Below are 18,302 nucleotides of genomic sequence, written 5' to 3'. Positions count from 1 at the left end.
CCGGGAAATTGTAAAACAATCGATATCATCCATACACCCCTCACGTGGTCTGAGGTCAGACATCTTAACAAAAAAAGAGAGAGCCAAAGTTATGCTCTAGGATGATATTGTGAGTATACGTCTTTCATTCTAGCTTTCGTGACATGAGTATAAATTTGTGTTGTTGAAATATCAGCATGTCCTAACATCTCTTGAACTGCACGCAAATCAGCACCATTTTCTAACAAGTGTGTTGCAAAAGAATGACGCAATGTGTGTGGCGTTAACTCTTTATTTATTTTAGCATCTCTCGTTAACTGTTTGATAATTTTCCAAAACCCTTGTCTAGACATTTGGTTACCATGATGATTAACAAACAAAATGTCATGTCTTCGCTTTTTCATAAGTAAATGACGACTGTTGTTTAAATAATCTTCTATCGCTTTCGTTGCAACTGTTCCTATCGGGATAATCCGTTCTTTATTACCTTTTCCTATGCAGCGAATGAAGCCCATTTGCAAATGAATATCTGAAACACTTAACTGACATAGTTCAGAAACTCTTATACCAGTCGCATAAAGAAGTTCCAGCATCGCTTTGTTACGTATATTTAAGCTTGTTCGTTCATGCGGTGCCTCCAATAACGATTCAACTTCTGAAGGCGATAAAATCTTCGGAAGTTTCTTTTCTGCTTTCGGCATTTCAATATGTACAGATGGGTCTGTCGAAACGACCCCTTCTCTAAGGAGAAATTGGTGGAATGCTCGAATCGATGATAACGTTCGTGCCATCGTTGTCGCAGCTCTTCCTTGGTCTTTTAAATGATATAAGTAATGCAAAATAGACTCTCTCGTTATATGCTGCAAGTTTGTTTTTTCTTCTACTTTATGAATATATTTAATATAGCTGTTCAAGTCTCGTTTATAAGCTTCAGACGTATTTTTAGATAACCCTTTTTCAACAATTAAATAGTGGATAAAATCTTGAATAGAATCTTGCAAACTCCCACCACCTTTTCGTACTACTCACCATGATTTAAAAAAATCCGCAAGCGCTCCCAGGAGAAGACAGATGGATCCTCAGTATCTTCGTAAAAACTGACTTTAACTGCCCTTCCTTTAGGTTCATCATATCGATGGTAGTCTTTATACTCTTCACTTACCCATAGAATACCATAATAAAAAAAGATCGTGCACCCCAAAAACATAAAAAACACCCATATTGCTTGTAAGACTGAACGTAACGCCTTCATAAAAAAAGCCCTCTCTTTAATGTATTATACTAAAGAGTATGACAGGCAGTGGTAATTCTATACTTAAATTAATAGATTCTATAATATTTATTTATAAAAATGCGTTCGTGAATAAAAATACATTTTAGAACGAAACGGTAAGTTCCCGATCACTCGTTTTTCTGGCTCGCTTCTACTTTACTGCAAAACTGACGATGAACAGCCGATCTTTGACCGAAAGTGACCAAATCTAATTTTGTTCACGATAAGAAAAACCTTACTTATTACGTATAAAGTAAGGCTTTACTTCTTTGACTTATCTTTGCAGCGATGACATATACCGTGAAAGGTTAAACGATGATCTTTAATTTCAAAATTCCATCGCCTTTCAACAACCCTTTCAACATCTTCTAATAAATCTTCTTGTATCTCATCAACCGAGCCACATTCTATACAAACTAGATGATGGTGGAAATGGGTTGCCCCCTCCTGACGCAAATCGTATCTTGAAACACCATCCCCGAAGTTAATTTTGTCAACGACTTTTAACTCAGTTAATAATTCTAACGTTCGGTAAACAGTGGCCAGACCAATTTCCGGGGACTTCTCCTTTACGAGCATATATACATCTTCGGCACTCAGATGGTCTTCTTCATGCTCTAATAATACACGAACAGTTGCCTCACGTTGCGGAGTTAATTTATAGCTTTGCGAATGAAGCTGTTTTTTTATTCTTTCAATTCTCTGTTCCATTTTTTTGTCCCCCCAAAAAGCCATCTACGTCTTATATTATACTCCTTGAGAAAAAATGGTGTCAAATGAGAATTGTTATAAAAACGTGTTTATAATCATTTTAATTTAAAAATTATTTTAATTTATCCAATTGAAAATTAATTGCATCATTACCGGTGATACATAAGCTTCATATAAGGAGACAGTTGCTACAAACCCACCTGTAAATAATAAGAAGATAGAATAGGATAAAAAATATTGAAAGATCGGTTCATATCCTCTTTTCGTAATTTGCTTCCATACCCGCAATGAAAATGAAGTTGCCACAGTTGCGACGATCACGAAAATCGGGATTAAAATAATATTTTGAGGAAAAACAGTAGCAAAAGATAAAATAAAACCATCAAATCCCATTTGATTAACGAGAAACCCTACGGTAAATCCTACAACTAGTCCTTTTATAAACAGTAATATAAAAATCACAGGCAAGCCAATGACCGATAATCCTAAAAACCACATTAAACCTAAATACTTTCCGTAATGGGCAAAGCTCTGTGTGAACATTTCTGTAGAATTAGCAAATTCACCTTGTTCGACTTGTCCAAAGAACAAGCTTAAATAAGCGTATAAGTCATTTTTTTGAGCGAAGCTTAAACTGTTAACTATAATCGCACCAAAAATAACTCCCATAAATAGTAAGACAATCGTAAATAAATAGATTGCTCTATTTTCCTCCAAATGATTATTTACTGTACGGTAGAAGACATTTCTTTGCATTGCTGAACCTCCGCCTCTTCATAAAATCTTTTCTATCACAGTCTATGATTTTAATGAAGAAGCTATGACTCGATTCATAGATTTACTTTTTAACTTTTCCGTAAGTACCTCCGCCACCTTCTACAAATAAAAGTTTTCCTGTTCTCGCTTTGACAATGTTATGAACAATTCGATCAGGAATAATCTCTTGCAGCTGCTGTTGGGAAATTTCATGAAGAACAGCCATCTCTGATCCAAACGCTTCAATCAGCTTTTTAATCGTTTTTGGACCACATCCAGGGATGAATTCTAATGGAACTTGATGGATATAGGGCGGGTGCTTATGGACGTTCTGCCTTAACTCACTATTCAATTGCGTTCGTTGTTCCTCTGCTAATTTACTGATACGTTCAGATACACCTTTAATGATTTTATTGTGCCCACTTACACACGTACAATCCTTTATATATGCGCCACATATTTTACAAGTCGTTAAATAGTATTTTCCTAATCGAGGGTTCAACCCGACATTCTTTTCAATACGTCTTCCCTCTTCGTTTTTTATCGCTTTGTCAATTTCCGAAAAAGTTGGAGAATCGATAAGAACAAGCTGATGCTCCCTTCCTATTTTCGGTAAAGAGTGAGCATCGGAATTTGTAAGAAACGGAAGACGGTTCAATTCAATAAGCATTTCAGCCATAATCGTATCCGAACTGAGGCCTAATTCAACCGCATCTATTTTATCCTTATCAAACACTTCGGTTAACGAAATCTCAACTCCTTTACCGTACAGGCTTTTAAAGGGTGTGAAAATATGTGCGGGTATAAACCAGCCACCTAAAGCTTTAACTTTAAGCTGTAGCTCTCTTCCACTGCAATAGAGCCTTTGTGAGCTTAAATGGATATTTTTCATGAACCCTTGGCACCAATTTGAGAAAGTTTTCATGATTTCGATATTCGGAAAATAACACAATAAATGAACTGGACCAGAACAATTTTCATCATAGATTTCTACTTCTGATCCTAAAATAAGTGTCACTTTGTCTTTATAACGAATTCCTCCACCTATCAATTCATATGCTTCACCGCTCGTGATAAGCTCATTTATTTCTATGATTACTTCCGGAGATTGAGCATCAATAATACCAATAATATCAATCCCCTTCTTTGACATTGCTTCATCAAGAATATTCTTTAACGTTAAATTGTCAGACGCAGTAATTTTAACTGGATTCCCTTTATAAGTTCGTCCAATATGAACATGCAAGTCCATATAATAAGTATTCACTTGAAGACACCTTATTTCATCATATTTTTTAATTGCCAATATTGTATAGCGTAAACAGTTTTTGCATCATGAATCATTTGCTCGTCTATCATCGATAACGCTTCTTCTAATGTGACTTCCATCTGTTCAACAAATTCGTCTTCGTCAGTACCTGCCTGTCCTTCTGTTAAACCTTCTGCCAAGTACAAGTATATGCACTCATCTGCAAAGCCTGGACTCGTATAAAACGAACCTAAAGGAGTCCAGGCTTTTGCAATTACGCCAGTTTCTTCTTCTAACTCCCTTTTGGCGCACTCCAAAGGGTCCTCACCTTTTTCGAGCTTGCCAGCAGGAATCTCAGCAATCACTTTTTCTAAAGCTTTTCGAAACTGTTTCACTAAAATTAACTTCCCTTCCTTCGTAAAGGCAATAATCGCAACTGCACCAGGGTGATTTACAACCTCACGTTTACTGGTTTTTCCATCCGGACGCTTCACTTCATGAACTGAAAGATCAATAATTCTTCCAGTAAAGATAGACTCTTTCTTTATTGTTTCTTCATTTAAATTTTTCATTAGCTCCTCCAGTTCTGCTTCATAGAATTCAATCATATTCATTAAGAAGTATAGCAGAGAGAATCCTTTCTTTCATTTTAAAGGATAAGAATTTATATAATTTCAATCTCTTGATTGTTGACTAGCCCCAAAGAGCGATTACATCACGAACTTCCATACGGATGTGGTGATTTCGACGTTCCCGCAGGACACGGGGATTTTAGTCGATAATCCGATAGGCAGGCGCCTTACGCTTTTCTTATATTTATGAATCATTTAAGGAGGATGAATAATGAAAATGTACCGTCATTCAACAGGCTTTATTCTCACGGGAAAGGCTTGGGAGGTTCGTGAATATTTAAAACAACTTTCTAAAAGATCTAATTATGTGCGGGATTTCCGCTCACCTACATGCCAATCCAACGCTGCAGCGATCCCCAAAAAAAATAAGTTGTCTTGAATAAATGAGCGCCCCATTGTTTTTATCGGAAAAGGTGCTTTCTTATCTATTAACGACAATAATTGGAATAACGGCTGTTCATCTCTTCTTTCTACTTGAATATTTGGATCTTGATCAAGTTCATTAAGTTGAAGATCCAGCCACTGATTACTATAATCTCCAAAAGGAACGGGTAATACTTGTTTACCGTACGTAAATTCAGTCAACGGAGTATAAGTATGATGACTAATCCCTTTATGCCTGTTTCGTTTATCTGCTGCAGATAACCTTGGAATCCAAACTGGAACACCATTTAATGACTGAACGATATTGGCCCACTGAGCCTGTGCAATTCCACTAAAACCATACGGAGTACTAGTCCCGACAACACCAGGACCTAATGAAATTAATACGACAGCATGATTATATTTTTCGATTACGTACTGCAAAGCTGTAACGATATTTACAGCTTCTATTTGGCCACCAAATGATTGGCCTGTCGTGATCGAAAGAAATGAAGGCTGTTTCTTCAAATATTGGAGATGTTCACTCATCATTAATGGTAAGCTTGCTTCATCACTAAAAATGACAACGAATGTCTGATGAGGATTGTATTCTTTTAATAAAAACCAAATGACCGGAACGATACTATGTAACTCTCCTATTAAAATCTCTTTTCCATTTAACGTGAATTTTTTATCAAATATATGGTGCTCTTCACTTTCTGGCGCTTCTATTGACATCACTGAATGTTGATCACTTAAATAACGAGCTTTTACGATGTGCCCTTTTTGATCATTGATAGCCTTAGATTCGAAACTGTTTTTTTCAATATAACGAACAATATCCCACCCTCCTGTTCCAAGCCGTAGTGCCGTAGCAGTTGTATTTACAATTACACGATCTCCGACGGCGGCTCCTCCATGAATTCGTTTATAAATGAGTGCCCGGCCGCATCCCCCCGTAGTCTCTACTTTCATAAGATCTTCAGTTTCACTAATAATACGAATGATTTCAACTTTTTCCTCAAACAGCAATCAGATCACTTCCCTTTACCCCCAACTTATTCAACTAACCCCTATTCAATTCCACTATCATTATGCAGCACAATTGGGAGTTTTATGAATAAAGTCGTCATTGTTATGATTGGATACTCCGAATCAAATGGTCTATAATCATGAAAAATGAAATTTTAAAGAGAGGTAGATCCGCCAGTGAAAAAAAATCCATTAGGTCATTCATCATTGCACGTTTCAGAAGTCGGTTTTGGCTGTATGTCTCTAGGGGGTGACTATTCTTCAAATGAAAAACTCATCCATAAAGCGATCGATTCAGGCATTAACTATTTTGATACAGCTGATTTATATCAGTTTGGACTAAACGAACAATCAGTAGGAAAATCGTTAAAGGGAAAACGTAATGACGTTATTCTTGCGACAAAAGGAGGTAATGAGTGGGGCGATGGTATTGACGGTTGGCGTTGGAACCCTTCAAAAAGTTATTTAAAAAACGCCGTAAAGAAATCATTACAACGACTAGGAACTGATTATATTGACTTATACCAACTACATGGTGGAACGATTGATGATCCAATCGATGAAACGATTGAAGCTTTTGAAGAACTTGTCCAGGAAGGAGCAATTCGATACTACGGGATCTCTTCTATCCGCCCTAATGTAATTAAAAAATACTTAAAAAAATCAAATATCGTCAGTGTAATGATGCAGTATAGTATGTTAGATCGCAGACCTGAGGAATGGTTTCATTTATTTAATGAAAACAACGTTTCAGTCATTGCAAGAGGGCCACTCGCAAAAGGAATTTTAACATCGAACCATGAAAATAAACTGAATAATGACGGATATTTAACGTACTCAAAAAATGAATTGGATAAGATTCTTCCAGCATTAATGAAAATAGCAAAAGATAATGGATATACATTCGAGCAGCTAGCCCTTCGATATACAATTGATCGAAAAGTAGTAGCGTCAGCAATACCTGGAGCGAGTAATCTCTCCCAATTAGAGGCTAATGTCTCCGCTTCTACGTTAAACCCAATTGACGCAGAACATATTAATAAAATAAATTCTTTCCTTAAACGAGACCTTTACGAAAAGCACCGTGATTGAACGTATTCATAGCCGCCCTTTTTAAAAACGAATAGACTAAAAAAGGCAGGACCATCATCATACCATTCGATTTATGGTCCTGCCTTTTCTCCTAATTTTGTTCATATTTTTGAACAGCCTCTTCATAATAACCTTCAAGCATGTCATATGTGAGATGCCCACGGTGTCGGTTAGAGATTCTCCCATCCGGATCGATAATATATGTCATCGGCATATAAAATACTTCATAATCGGAATGAACTTCCCCTTCAACATCCATTAATGTTTTAAATGGAATTTGAAAATCGTTAATAAATTGTTCAGCATCTTCTTCACTTTTTTCTTCTGTGGTCATATTAATTCCGACAATTTCTACTTGATCATCTTGTAAATAATCTTCATGAAACTGAATAAGCTCAGGCATTTCTTCACGGCAAGGAGGACACCAGGAGGCCCACATATTCATAATAAGGAATTGCCCTTCATAATCTGACAAGACGACATTTTCACCTTGATCAAATAATTCGAGAGAGAAATCATGAGCCAGCATCCCAGGAACTGAGCCATATTCTTCTTTCTCAATATATTCTTCGTCTGAATTGACATCATCACGTTCAATTCCTTCATTATTTAAATAATCCTGTAAAGGATCATCCGGTGCAGCGCGGTCTTCATAAATGATATATCCTCCGATAAACAAGGCTGCGATGAATAGGAAAATCGAGAAGATTTTTTTATTTTTCATAACCGTTCCTCCTTCCTTCATGATTATATACGTTTTTTATTTTAGAGAAAATCATATTCACTTATTTGACACAAACTATTTTATGATAAACTGCAATAATTGTAATATAAATATAATAGAATATCTGTATAATTTATACTACTCCATCCCATACAATCTGCTACAATACTAAATAGCAAGACTGTACAAAATCTTTTGTTATTGCATTTAACCATTAATAACAACTTCTCATCAAGAAAGGAAGATTAAATGTGTCGTTAATTGAAGCCATTATATTTGGAATTATCCAAGGAATTACAGAATTTTTACCAGTATCAAGTACAGCTCACATCGTAATTACCCAGCTTATTTTCGGCTACACATTCCCTGGACTTGCCTTTGAAATCTTTTTACATATCGCCTCAGTATTTGCGGTAATATTATATTTTTGGCGTGATTTGTGGAATGTAATATCCGGATTTTTCCGCTTTTTAATGAAGCGTTCTTCGGAAGATCGTACTCAATTTTATTTTGGTATTTATATTCTAATTGCAACTGCAATTACCGGGGTGCTAGGAAAAATATTAAGTGATATGACAGCCGAGTCAATTAAAACTCCCCCTTTTATTGCAGGGGCACTTGTCGTTACAGGGATTTCTTTAATATTCATTGAGCGTTTCCATAAAACTGGTCCAAAAAACGAAGGGACGATGACAATTTGGGATTCAATCATTGTCGGCCTTGGGCAAACATTAGCCGTAATCCCTGGAATTTCAAGATCCGGTTCAACGTTGGTCGTGTCCTTGTTAGCTGGATTAAACCGTGAAACAGCAGTAAGGTATTCATTTCTGTTAGCGATTCCCGTTATATTAGGTTCGACTGTATTAGCGATTGAAGATTTTTCTGCAGAAATGCTTTCATACATTGGAACCTTAAATTTAATTGTCTCATTCATTATTACCTTCATCTTTTCTTTAATAGGTATTATTTGGCTTATTCAATTTTTAAAGAAAAGTAAACTCATTTATTTCGCAATCTACTGCTTTATCGTTGCGATTCTTGTTTACACAATGATTGACCCGAATACGATTATGGATGTTGAATAATTAGCAGCGTTGATTTAAAAAACCGTAATAAATACTTACTTGTGATTTACGGACCACCACTACTCTGCTAAAATGTGAAAGAGAAAAAAGTACTTTAATAGAGGAGTCTACCATGAGTTCTGTAAATCGTAGTTTAGTAGGTAAAGATTTATTAGGCATTGCATTACTATCTTTATTTTTAATTTTATTTTTAATGAGTGACCGTATAAATGATAGTGAACAGTTAAATAACCTTCCCGGCGCCTGGGTCAATGTTAATACGATCTTTCTAAGTATCGTGATCGAAGCTATTCCGTTTATTTTGCTCGGAGTATTCGTTTCTTCATTGATACAAATATATGTTAAAGAAGATACGATTCAGCGGTTTTTACCGAAAAATGCAATAGCTGCATTGTTTCCTGCGGCTATGTTAGGAGCGATTTTACCATTTTGTGAATGTGCGATTGTTCCTATTGTGAGACGGTTAATAAAAAAAGGGATGCCATTACACGTAGGTGTCGTCTTTTTAGTTGCCGCACCGATCCTTAATCCGATCGTATTCGCTTCAACGTTCTTTGCTTTTAGAAATAACCCGACAATCTTATATTCCCGAATGGGACTTGCTTTTGTTCTTGCGATTATTATCGGGGCTATCTTGTATGTACTCTTTAAAAATAATAAAGAGCAGCTACGTATTCGCTCGAACAATGAACATCATGTCCACATTCATACACATACACATGAAAGACCTTCTTCTATGAAAAAAATCCGCGATACGTTGTATCATTCTGTGGACGAATTTTTTCTAATGGGAAAATATTTGATTTTAGGTGCCTTTATTGCCGCATTGTTTCAGACGTTCCTAGATCGGAGCATTTTAACTGCTATCGGACAAGATGAATACTCATCAGTCATTGTGATGATGGCATTCGCTTACTTACTATCCCTTTGTTCTGAAGCTGATGCATTTGTTGCCTCTTCATTTGGGAGTCAATTTACCGATCAATCGCTTGTAGCCTTTCTCGTCTATGGGCCGATGCTCGACTTAAAAAATACGTTTATGCTTTTTGCATTTTTTAAAGCGAGGTTTGTTATTGCCTTTATGTTAACAGTAACGATTGTTGTCTTCACTGCGATTATGGTTCTGTTCGGCGTTATTTTATAGAAAGGAGTGTTATCATTGAAAAAATACGATCATTCATTTCACGCATATATTCAAGGAACGATTCTCATTGGCTTTGCATTATTAATGTTAGGTTTAATTATTTCCGGCAACATTGTTTATTATATTGCCCCAACAATGATGCCTTTCATTTATTTTGCAATGGTCACATTTTTTGTACTCGGTCTGCTTCAAGTATTCCGAAGTACAAGAAAACATGATGATCATGACCATGGTGACAGCTGCAATTGTGAACATGATCATCAAATCCCTGGACCTTCCTGGGTTAAAATCGGGATTTATGGGGTTTTTATCTTGCCCATCTTATTCGGTTTCGTCGTCCCTGACCGCGCTTTAGATAGTTCTATTGTTGAAAATCGGGGCATTCAATACGGGTCTGGCATGTACACGAAACCAGCTTCCGCTCAAGTGCAATCAGAAGGTGAATCTAGCGGCGAATCGGAAACTTCACGCGCTGAAGCATATTTAGATAATCCTGATGAATATATGGACCATTTACAAGCTGGTGATACAGCTTCTCTTGATGGATCATCTGATGAACTCGGAGATCATTATACGGTTGAAGACTTCTATGACCAAGAATGGTTTGATGAGTATTATATTGAGCTTGCAGATGAATTAGAGCAACAGGATGTCATTACTGTCACAGAAGAAAATTATCTCGACATCATGACGGTATTAGACATTCATTTAGATCGTTTTGCCGGTAAAGAGCTTGAAATAATCGGATTTGCTTACCGTGAACCGGATTTTGAAGATGATCAGCTAGTTGCAGCTCGGTTTTCAATGACTTGCTGTACAGCAGATGCTGCTGTATATGGTACTTTAGTCGAATCACCTGAAGCTGTTAATATAGAGGAAGACAGTTGGATTTATGTGAACGGAACAATTGAAATTCAGGAATATAACGGTTACCAATTACCTGCATTAGTAGACAGTTATATACAAGAAGTTGATGAGCCGGACTCTCCGTATGTTTATCCTAGCTTCAGGTAGTAAAAAAACGTTAATAAGAAAAGTATGATATCTCACGATCTCATCCCTCCCGGCGGACGCTTTCCATGGGGCTTGTCTTCAACTAATTCTGACTCAGCGAAGCATCTTCAGAATGGATTTTCAGACTTCGCTGATCCCATTGGAGTCGCCGCCTTTCGTTCTTCAATCAACCTAGAACATCCAAAGGGGTATTTTCCAAAGTGGAAATTTACCTATAAAAAGAGACGGATACTTATACATGCCCTAATGGTAGCACCTTATCATATGCTACATCGAACCACGAAGGCTATCGTCAATACCATGCAAACGCTGCAGAATGTGTAAACTGCCCCCTGCTTAACCAATGTACGAAAGCCAAAAATCATAAAAAAAGATCTCACAAGGCATGTATGGGAAGACAGTAAGGAAAAAGTGAGAGAGCATAGACTTTCCGCAACAGGGAAATTCCTCTATAAAAAAGAAAAGAAACCATTGAGCGAAGCTTCGCGGATGCCAAACAGCTCCACGGGCTTCGCTACTACCGGTTACGCAGCTTAAAGGACGCATCAGAACAAGCGTTGATGACAACGGCAGCACAGAACATAAAGAAGATCGCCAACCACCTCTCAGCGATCTAAGAGGTGGTTTCGGCGATTCTTCACCGTAGGGTGAGCAAATTTCTTCTGACGAAAATAATAAAGAGAAACCCGCACTTCTCAAAAAGTGTGTTTCTCGACAATCTGGTGGCACTCACCGACGGTGAGTGCCATTTCTTCTTTTATTTATTTTATATTGGGGTTGATTGTTTCAAAAAAACTCGCTTGCACTCCAGAGCACAAGTGCGACATCTACTCGTGATGTACTTCGTTTGCATTTGTAGTGTCTTCTTTGCCGCGGCCAAGGCTTCAACTAATCGGGGAAAAACGTCCCGATGGATCTTCTTCTCTTGCTTTTCCTACAGGCGTCTCATAATTTTTGACAATCAACAAGAAAATACAAAAACGATGATTTCAGTTATTATTGACCGGTTAATTCCCAGCCCTTTTGCGTTAAGGTCATTATTTTGCAGTCACGGTCATCACTGTTGTTTCTCCAGCATTCGCTTCATTTCCTTCTTCCTTTTCAACAGATTGTACATCATCACTGTTTGTTATAATGACCGGGGTAATTGTACTATCTGATTTTTCTTCAACAAGACCTATATCAAATTCGATCAATTTATCTCCTTTTGCAACTTTATCACCTTGTTCAACAAACGCTTTAAAGCCTTCTCCTTGCATGTTGACTGTCTCAATACCTATATGGATAAGAATTTCAACACCGTTGACTGTTTTTAACCCTATAGCGTGTTTAGTCGGAAATAATTGAACAACTTCAGCATGAACCGGAGAGACGACCGTACCATTAGTTGGTTTAACTGCAATTCCATCGCCCATCATTTTCTCAGCGAAAGTCGGATCCGGAACCTCTGAAAGAGACACAACGGTCCCAGTTAAAGGACTAACTAACACATCCTTTCCAGTTGCTTCTGGCATTTGAACATCGGTCTTTTGTTTCTTATCTAATCCAAATAGTTTTTTAAACATAATAATCACCTTTCTTATCTATCTTGTATGTACATGATGTCTGCCGCCTCATAGTTTAAACAAAAATAAACGAAATGTAAATCAAAACTGCTTTTATACATTAAAACGTAACGAAGGTACAGGGAAATTCCTTTATAAAACACGAACATTAATGCATATTGTCCGAATTATATTCGGAAAAAGTCTTGCACCTCGTCCGTTATGTGATATAATCGATGCTACAATAGAAAAAAACAAACATTACTCGTATAACTGTGAGAATATGGCTCACGAGTCTCTACCAAACGACCGTAAATTGTTTGACTACGAGTGAAAGACCTCAAATTCATAAAGTATACAAGTTATAATCCCACTTTATACTGTCGGATATGTATACTTTATTCCCTTTCATTCATCATTTCTAAACCCGAGACGTCGTTCACTCATAGTTGGACGCAGTCTCGGGTTCTTTGTTTTTTATCGATCACATCTTTGTAAAACATCAAATAATTGGAGGAACATGTCATGAACTACGTCGAAACCGAAATCATTCGTAATGGAAAAGTATTATCTGAAGGTGTACTAAAAGTAGATTCCTTTTTAAATCATGCGATTGATCCACATTTAATGACGAAAATAGGAGAAGAGTTTTCTGAACGTTTTAAAGGTGATGGAATAACCAAAATTATTACGATTGAATCATCCGGTATTGCACCTGCATTAATGACGTCGATTCAATTAAATTGTGATCTCGTTTTTGCAAGAAAGCGAAAGTCGTTAACGATGCTTGATCAGCTTTATACTGCAAAGGTCTATTCGTTTACTAAACAACAAACGAATGAAATTTCAATTTCAAAAGAGTTTTTAAACCGTGATGATCACGTTCTTATCATTGATGACTTTTTAGCTAACGGACAGGCTGCTCTAGGGTTAATTGATATCGTTAAACAAGCTGGCGCTTCTATCGCTGGAGTAGGAATTGTCATTGAAAAGTCATTCCAGCCTGGTCGTGAGCTTATTGAGAATAAAGGATACAAAATTGAGTCGTTAGCTCGGATCTCTTCTTTAAAAAACGGCAAAGTAACGTTCGTTTCCGACAAAAAAGTAACCGACTCTTCCCCTTCTGCCGTTCGTTCAATTTGAATTGAACTGTCGGATCATGTCGTCTAATTGTGCCGGTGGTCTAGATTAAATCAAATTTTTAAAGGAAATGGAGTTAGTAAAATGACTGAGAAAACGATTCATTACCCGTGGTTTAAAAGAGAAGATGTAGATGCTTTTTTCGCTTTATTTCAAAATAACTTAGCAAACTTTGTCCTTATTGCCGTCACAATGTTAAGTCTCGGTTTCCCTGCTAGTCTTGTTTTTGGAAAAGTGATCCCTGGAGCAGCAATCGCAGTCATATTCGGTAATTTATATTATGCATATATGGCAAATCGTCTAGCTAAGAAAGAGAATCGCACAAATGTTACGGCATTATCATATGGAATTAGTACTCCGGTCATGTTTGTCTTTTTATTTGGCGTTCTCTTACCTGCACACACATTGACAGGTGATCCTGAATTAGCTTGGAAAATTGCATTAGCTGCTGCATTTATTAGCGGCTTAATAGAAGTTTTAGCAAGTTTCACAGGAAATTGGATCCAGCGTAACTTGCCTCGAGCAGCGATGCTTGGTGCATTAGCTGGGGTAGCGTTAACTTTTATTGCTGGTGAAATGTTATTTAATACATTAGAAATGCCTGTTGTCGGGCTGTTCGTATTAGCAGTGATTTTAGTAGGGATCGTTGGAAAAGTCGCTTTACCATTTCGTATACCAGCATCACTTTTTGCTATCGTTATCGGTACTGTACTCGCTTTTAGTCTTGGTTATGTTGAGATAGGAACAATTAGAGAAGGATTCAACCACCTTGGTTTTTATCCAATCCTCCCTTCCCTTGCCGTATTTGAAGGGTTCCAATATTTGTTTGGCGGAATGATCGCTTTATTAGCTGTTATTCTTCCGATTACGATCTATAATGCGATAGAAACGATGAATAATGTCGAAGCAATGTCTGCTGAAGGTGATCATTATGATGTTCGCGAATGCCAAGCGGTTGACGGTGTCGGTACAATGCTCGGTGCTGCATTTGGCGGTTTATTTCCGACTACAGTATATATTGCTACGGTAGGTTCAAAATGGATGGGTGCTGGTCGCGGATATAGCATTTTAAATGCTGTCGTATTTGCTTTTGCGGCCATGACTGGAATCATTGCAGCATTATCGGCAATTATTCCGGTGGCTGTTGTTGCACCAATTCTCGTTTATGTTGGAATTTCAATGGTCTCTTCTGCATTCGGATCAAATGAGAAAAAATATTATCCTGCCGTTGCGATCGCGATGCTTCCTTACTTTGCTAACTACTTAATGACACGTTTTAACGGGTCGACCCCTGAAGCTATTGCTGACCTGTCTACAGGGATTGTTCCACTAGGAGAAGGGGCGATGTTTACCGCGATCATATTAGGGGCAGTTACAGTATTTATTATCGACCATCAATTTCATAAAGCAGCGATTTTTGCCGGTATTGCAGCTTTGTTAAGTTTCTTCGGATTTATGCACGCAGAGGCGTTAGCATTTGGGGCTGCCGTTGATTTCGCTATCGGCTACGCTCTAATTGGCTGCTTCTTCTTTGCCTTCTATTTAAAAGAAGTTAAAGTAAACGCTAAAGAAAAGCAGCACGAAGCAAAAGCAGCATAATCATTATGGGGATGTCTCAAAAGCTGTAAATGAAAAAAAAACAAACTGAAATTTTTATTAATCATACCCAAGTTCGTTTTTCTATGCGTTCTATCATGTGCTCAAAAGAGCGATAGGCAGAGACTCCGACGGGAAAAGCAATGGCCGAAAATCCCCTAGGTGCACACAGAGTGTGACACCTAAGAAGTTAAGGTCAAGAAGAAAACTACAATTGCAAACGAAGCGCAGCACGAGCCGATGTCGCACTTGTGCTCTGAAATAAAAGGGTCCGCAGATAGCGATTTCGAATTCTATTAAATGATAAAATGTAAAAAAGAGGTGTCCAAAATACTGTTGAGACACCTCCTTTTTTTAATACGTTTTTATCTTTACTTTTTCGCTTCAGCTTGCTTCAAAACACGATCAATCGCTTTTGCAACTCCATCATTCGTATTTTCCTCTGTTACGAAATCACAAAATTTCTGGATCTCTTTTGATGCATTTCCCATTGCTACCGCCAGCCCAGCTTGCTTCATCATTGAAACATCATTATAATTATCTCCTAATACCATCGTTTCTGAGAGATCAACTCCGAACTTATCAGCCATCATTTTTAAACCATTTCCTTTAGTAGCATCTTTATGAGTAATTTCCAAGTTCTCCTTTGCCGAAGCACTTACATCGACATCGCCTAGCTCCAATAATTTTTTCTTTGCTCTTTCACGTTTTGTATCATCTTCAGAAAAAGCTAGCAGCTTAAACAATTTACATCCTTCTTGCTTTAAAAATGTTTCGTAATCATCGGTTTGATTAATAGCTCCTTCTTCAAAACGTTTCTCTGCCAAACTTCGGACCTCGTCATAAGATGAAAATTCCCCCGTACTCATTAATAAATCGACTACGACATCCAGCCCTCTCTCGGCATGATCTGTGTAGGCGCCTTTTGTCGTGTATATTTCAAAATATATTCCTTCTTCATCAAGAATCGCTTTCATCTTCACAAATTGTTCAAACGACAATGTCTGCTGGTGAATGACTTCCCCATCTTCTTCTCGTATGTCACCACCATTTACACATATGAGCGGCATCCTTAACCCTACTTCTTTTAACGGTGACATCGCTTCAGTATAGTCACGTCCTGTCGCAACGATCACATGAATTCCTTCTTCTTTCGCCCGGTGAATCGCTTTTACATTTTCATTTGAAACATGGCGGCCATCGTTTAATAACGTTCCATCCATGTCTGTTGCAATCAGCTTAATCTTGTTCATCGATGTATACCCCTTTTGTTTATTGTTTCACAATGTGTATATTACTTTATTCTGAACTTCGTTTCAACAATAGCACAAATCCTTTTCTGACATAAACAATTTAACACTTTCTTAATGAAAAATTCACCTTTGTACATAATAAGTGTAAGCGAATCGGCAATTATTACTCGTTAACTGACAACGTTTCCTAAAGTATGTTTTATTGAAAGGCAGGAACTTTAATGACAGGTAAAAAACGTGTCATTATTATCGGTGGAGGATTAGGCGGACTTTCAGCAGCGATACGTTTACAGTATGAAGGTTTCCATACAACGATCCTCGAGAAAAATGACTTCGTTGGTGGAAAACTCCATGAAATTAAGTTAGGTTCTTACCGTTTTGATTTTGGCCCAAATATAATCACGATGCCTCATGTTTTTCGTTCTGTTGTTTCACAAACGAATGAGAACCCAGATGACTATTTTCAATTTATGAAACTTGAAACACATACGAAAAATTCATTTTATGACGGTACCCATTTATATCTTTCCTCTAACAAAGAAGAAATGAAAGAACATTTATTAACACTTGACCCTTCAGCTGCGGATTCATATGACGATTATTTATTTGAAGTTGAAAAATTACATAAAATTGCACAAAAGCACATTATTCATAAATCATTTAATTCGTGGAAAGACTATCTTTCTTTGCCGCTTGTAAAAGCAATGTTTTCTGCAAAGCCATTCCAATCTCTTGATCGGTTCCATCAACAATTTTTTCGCGATGAACGAGTCAGAATGACCTTTAACCGATATGCAACGTATATCGGTTCTTCTCCTTACACTGTACCAGCGATGTTTGGGCTTATCGGGTATTTAGAAATGGAGGATGGCGTTTACTTTACAAAAGGGGGCAATACTGAAATTATCCGAGGATTCGTACGATTAGCAAAAAAATTAGGGGTTAAAATTATAACAAATTGTGAAGTGAGCAAATCAATTATAAAAAACAAAGTCATCCAGAGTGTTATTACAGTTGACGAAGTAACTTATGAAGGTGATGTTTTCATATTAAATGGCGATCTATTTTCTCAAAACGTAAGGTTGTTCGGACAAACAAAAAGAGGCGTCAAAAAAATGAAACTCGTTGAGCCGTCTAGTTCAGCTTTCGTTATATTAGCCTGTCTTAATAGCAGACTCAACTTTCATCATCATCACCTTTTTTTCAATAACCATCCTAAAAAAGAATTTCATCATATTTTCCATGAACAATCTTACATTGAGGAACCAAGTATTTATACGTGTACTTCCTCGAAAACGATGTCTCAATTATCTCCAGATGGTGACAACCTTTATATACTTGTAAACGCCCCTCCTCTTTCACAAAGCAACCGTCCAAATGTTTCTGTAGAAGAACAAACAGAACGGATTTTCAACGTATTGAAGAAAAGAGGAATGGACATAAAGCCTCACCTTGCACAATTACAAACGATAGACCCGTATTCAATTGAAAAGAAGTTTTATGCCTACCTTGGAACATTAAATGGGGTTAGCTCAAACATTAAACGTAATCTATTTTTCAGACCGTACAATCGTTCTCAAGAATTCGATAACCTTTACTTCGTCGGAGGCAGTACGTATCCTGGCGGAGGTTCTCCAATCGTCGTGTTAAGCGGCTCAAACGTTGCGAATGAAATTAATAACAGCTTTAAGTAAATTTTATTCATCTTCATATGA

18 protein-coding genes, 1 pseudogene and 1 riboswitch are annotated in these 18,302 nt (G+C 37.3%); of the genes and pseudogenes, 9 read left to right on the top strand and 10 right to left on the bottom strand.

The annotated features are described in order from the left end of the window. Nucleotides 1-89: 89 nt before the first annotated feature. The 6 genes from xerD to CD001_RS15370 form a co-directional block, all read right to left on the bottom strand. On the bottom strand, nt 90-980 hold the full coding sequence (xerD, locus tag CD001_RS15395) for a site-specific tyrosine recombinase XerD (RefSeq protein ID WP_096188543.1): 891 nt from the start codon (nt 978-980) through the stop codon (nt 90-92). 20 nt (nt 981-1,000) lie between these two features. Further along, nucleotides 1,001-1,231, bottom strand: a complete 231-nt coding sequence (locus CD001_RS15390) for a YqzK family protein (RefSeq protein ID WP_096188542.1) — start codon at nt 1,229-1,231, stop codon at nt 1,001-1,003. A gap of 282 nt (nt 1,232-1,513) precedes the next feature. Continuing rightward, entirely contained in the window at nt 1,514-1,963 is a 450-nt protein-coding gene (gene fur, locus CD001_RS15385; RefSeq protein ID WP_096188541.1) for a ferric iron uptake transcriptional regulator, read from the bottom strand. Nucleotides 1,964-2,080: 117 nt separating this feature from the next. Further along, complete coding sequence (spoIIM, locus tag CD001_RS15380) at nt 2,081-2,719, bottom strand: stage II sporulation protein M (protein ID WP_096188540.1); 639 nt, start codon at nt 2,717-2,719, stop codon at nt 2,081-2,083. Between the two features lie 82 nt (nt 2,720-2,801). Next, nucleotides 2,802-3,986 (bottom strand): endonuclease Q family protein, encoded by a 1,185-nt coding sequence (locus tag CD001_RS15375; RefSeq protein ID WP_096188539.1) that lies wholly within the window; start codon nt 3,984-3,986, stop codon nt 2,802-2,804. 11 nt (nt 3,987-3,997) lie between these two features. Then, nucleotides 3,998-4,540 (bottom strand): NUDIX hydrolase, encoded by a 543-nt coding sequence (locus CD001_RS15370; RefSeq protein WP_096188538.1) that lies wholly within the window; start codon nt 4,538-4,540, stop codon nt 3,998-4,000. A 271-nt stretch (nt 4,541-4,811) separates the two neighbouring features. On the opposite strand from CD001_RS15370, the gene mciZ reads away from it, so the two are divergent. Continuing rightward, nucleotides 4,812-4,979: a Z-ring formation inhibitor MciZ gene (gene mciZ, locus CD001_RS27345; protein WP_096188537.1), complete on the top strand. Its 168-nt coding sequence runs from the start codon at nt 4,812-4,814 to the stop codon at nt 4,977-4,979. Here mciZ and CD001_RS15360 read toward each other — a convergent pair. Continuing rightward, nucleotides 4,904-5,995 carry a DUF3866 family protein gene (locus CD001_RS15360; protein WP_096188536.1) on the bottom strand — a complete coding sequence of 364 codons (1,092 nt, stop codon included), beginning with the start codon at nt 5,993-5,995 and terminating at the stop codon, nt 4,904-4,906. The genes mciZ and CD001_RS15360 overlap by 76 nt on opposite strands. Before the next feature lie 177 nt (nt 5,996-6,172). Here CD001_RS15360 and CD001_RS15355 point away from each other — a divergent pair, with 177 nt between their 5' ends. Then, the gene (locus CD001_RS15355; protein ID WP_096188535.1) at nt 6,173-7,087 is read left to right on the top strand and encodes an aldo/keto reductase; all 915 of its coding nucleotides are present in this window, start codon (nt 6,173-6,175) and stop codon (nt 7,085-7,087) included. 91 nt (nt 7,088-7,178) lie between these two features. On the opposite strand, the gene CD001_RS15350 is transcribed toward CD001_RS15355, so the two are convergent. Then, nucleotides 7,179-7,811, bottom strand: coding sequence for a TlpA disulfide reductase family protein (locus CD001_RS15350; RefSeq protein ID WP_179298769.1), 633 nt, complete (start codon nt 7,809-7,811; stop codon nt 7,179-7,181). Nucleotides 7,812-8,062: 251 nt separating this feature from the next. Here CD001_RS15350 and CD001_RS15345 point away from each other — a divergent pair, with 251 nt between their 5' ends. From CD001_RS15345 to CD001_RS15330, 4 genes and pseudogenes are all read left to right on the top strand, one after another. Beyond that, nucleotides 8,063-8,896, top strand: a complete 834-nt coding sequence (locus tag CD001_RS15345) for an undecaprenyl-diphosphate phosphatase (protein WP_096188533.1) — start codon at nt 8,063-8,065, stop codon at nt 8,894-8,896. Between the two features lie 112 nt (nt 8,897-9,008). Beyond that, nucleotides 9,009-10,040 carry a permease gene (locus CD001_RS15340; RefSeq protein ID WP_096188532.1) on the top strand — a complete coding sequence of 344 codons (1,032 nt, stop codon included), beginning with the start codon at nt 9,009-9,011 and terminating at the stop codon, nt 10,038-10,040. A gap of 6 nt (nt 10,041-10,046) precedes the next feature. Next, on the top strand, nt 10,047-11,054 hold the full coding sequence (locus CD001_RS15335; RefSeq protein ID WP_257009827.1) for a TIGR03943 family putative permease subunit: 1,008 nt from the start codon (nt 10,047-10,049) through the stop codon (nt 11,052-11,054). A 296-nt stretch (nt 11,055-11,350) separates the two neighbouring features. Continuing rightward, nucleotides 11,351-11,671, top strand: a pseudogene (locus CD001_RS15330) (transposase); the annotation flags it as partial. 420 nt (nt 11,672-12,091) lie between these two features. On the opposite strand, the gene CD001_RS15325 reads toward CD001_RS15330, so the two are convergent. Next, complete coding sequence (locus tag CD001_RS15325; protein ID WP_096188530.1) at nt 12,092-12,619, bottom strand: PTS sugar transporter subunit IIA; 528 nt, start codon at nt 12,617-12,619, stop codon at nt 12,092-12,094. Between the two features lie 224 nt (nt 12,620-12,843). Beyond that, nucleotides 12,844-12,945, top strand: a riboswitch (purine riboswitch). 178 nt (nt 12,946-13,123) lie between these two features. Here CD001_RS15325 and CD001_RS15320 point away from each other — a divergent pair. Both CD001_RS15320 and CD001_RS15315 read left to right on the top strand, forming a co-directional pair. Beyond that, nucleotides 13,124-13,741, top strand: a complete 618-nt coding sequence (locus CD001_RS15320) for a xanthine phosphoribosyltransferase (protein WP_096188529.1) — start codon at nt 13,124-13,126, stop codon at nt 13,739-13,741. A gap of 81 nt (nt 13,742-13,822) precedes the next feature. Then, a complete protein-coding gene (locus CD001_RS15315) occupies nt 13,823-15,337 on the top strand; it encodes an NCS2 family permease (RefSeq protein WP_218839255.1) in 1,515 nt (504 codons plus the stop codon). Between the two features lie 368 nt (nt 15,338-15,705). On the opposite strand, the gene CD001_RS15310 is transcribed toward CD001_RS15315, so the two are convergent. Then, nucleotides 15,706-16,587, bottom strand: a complete 882-nt coding sequence (locus CD001_RS15310) for a Cof-type HAD-IIB family hydrolase (RefSeq protein ID WP_257009826.1) — start codon at nt 16,585-16,587, stop codon at nt 15,706-15,708. A 221-nt stretch (nt 16,588-16,808) separates the two neighbouring features. Here CD001_RS15310 and CD001_RS15305 point away from each other — a divergent pair, with 221 nt between their 5' ends. Beyond that, on the top strand, nt 16,809-18,281 hold the full coding sequence (locus tag CD001_RS15305) for a phytoene desaturase family protein (RefSeq protein WP_096188528.1): 1,473 nt from the start codon (nt 16,809-16,811) through the stop codon (nt 18,279-18,281). The last annotated feature ends 21 nt before the right edge of the window (nt 18,282-18,302 follow it).

The organism is Evansella halocellulosilytica (genome assembly GCF_002335745.1).
Classification (GTDB): Bacteria; Bacillota; Bacilli; order Bacillales; family Salisediminibacteriaceae; genus Bacillus_CA; species Bacillus_CA halocellulosilytica.
Note: the sequence above shows the minus strand (reverse complement) of the source record. Positions and strands in the feature narration are given on the sequence as shown.

Coding starts and splice junctions, on each gene's coding strand:
- CD001_RS15390 (WP_096188542.1), bottom strand. CDS start 1,231: ATGAAGGCGTTACGTTCAGTCTTACAAGCAATATGGGTGTTTTTTATG.
- fur (WP_096188541.1), bottom strand. CDS start 1,963: ATGGAACAGAGAATTGAAAGAATAAAAAAACAGCTTCATTCGCAAAGC.
- spoIIM (WP_096188540.1), bottom strand. CDS start 2,719: ATGCAAAGAAATGTCTTCTACCGTACAGTAAATAATCATTTGGAGGAA.
- CD001_RS15370 (WP_096188538.1), bottom strand. CDS start 4,540: ATGAAAAATTTAAATGAAGAAACAATAAAGAAAGAGTCTATCTTTACT.
- mciZ (WP_096188537.1), top strand. CDS start 4,812: ATGAAAATGTACCGTCATTCAACAGGCTTTATTCTCACGGGAAAGGCT.
- CD001_RS15350 (WP_179298769.1), bottom strand. CDS start 7,811: ATGAAAAATAAAAAAATCTTCTCGATTTTCCTATTCATCGCAGCCTTG.
- CD001_RS15340 (WP_096188532.1), top strand. CDS start 9,009: ATGAGTTCTGTAAATCGTAGTTTAGTAGGTAAAGATTTATTAGGCATT.
- CD001_RS15325 (WP_096188530.1), bottom strand. CDS start 12,619: ATGTTTAAAAAACTATTTGGATTAGATAAGAAACAAAAGACCGATGTT.
- CD001_RS15320 (WP_096188529.1), top strand. CDS start 13,124: ATGAACTACGTCGAAACCGAAATCATTCGTAATGGAAAAGTATTATCT.
- CD001_RS15315 (WP_218839255.1), top strand. CDS start 13,823: ATGACTGAGAAAACGATTCATTACCCGTGGTTTAAAAGAGAAGATGTA.
- CD001_RS15310 (WP_257009826.1), bottom strand. CDS start 16,587: ATGAACAAGATTAAGCTGATTGCAACAGACATGGATGGAACGTTATTA.
- CD001_RS15305 (WP_096188528.1), top strand. CDS start 16,809: ATGACAGGTAAAAAACGTGTCATTATTATCGGTGGAGGATTAGGCGGA.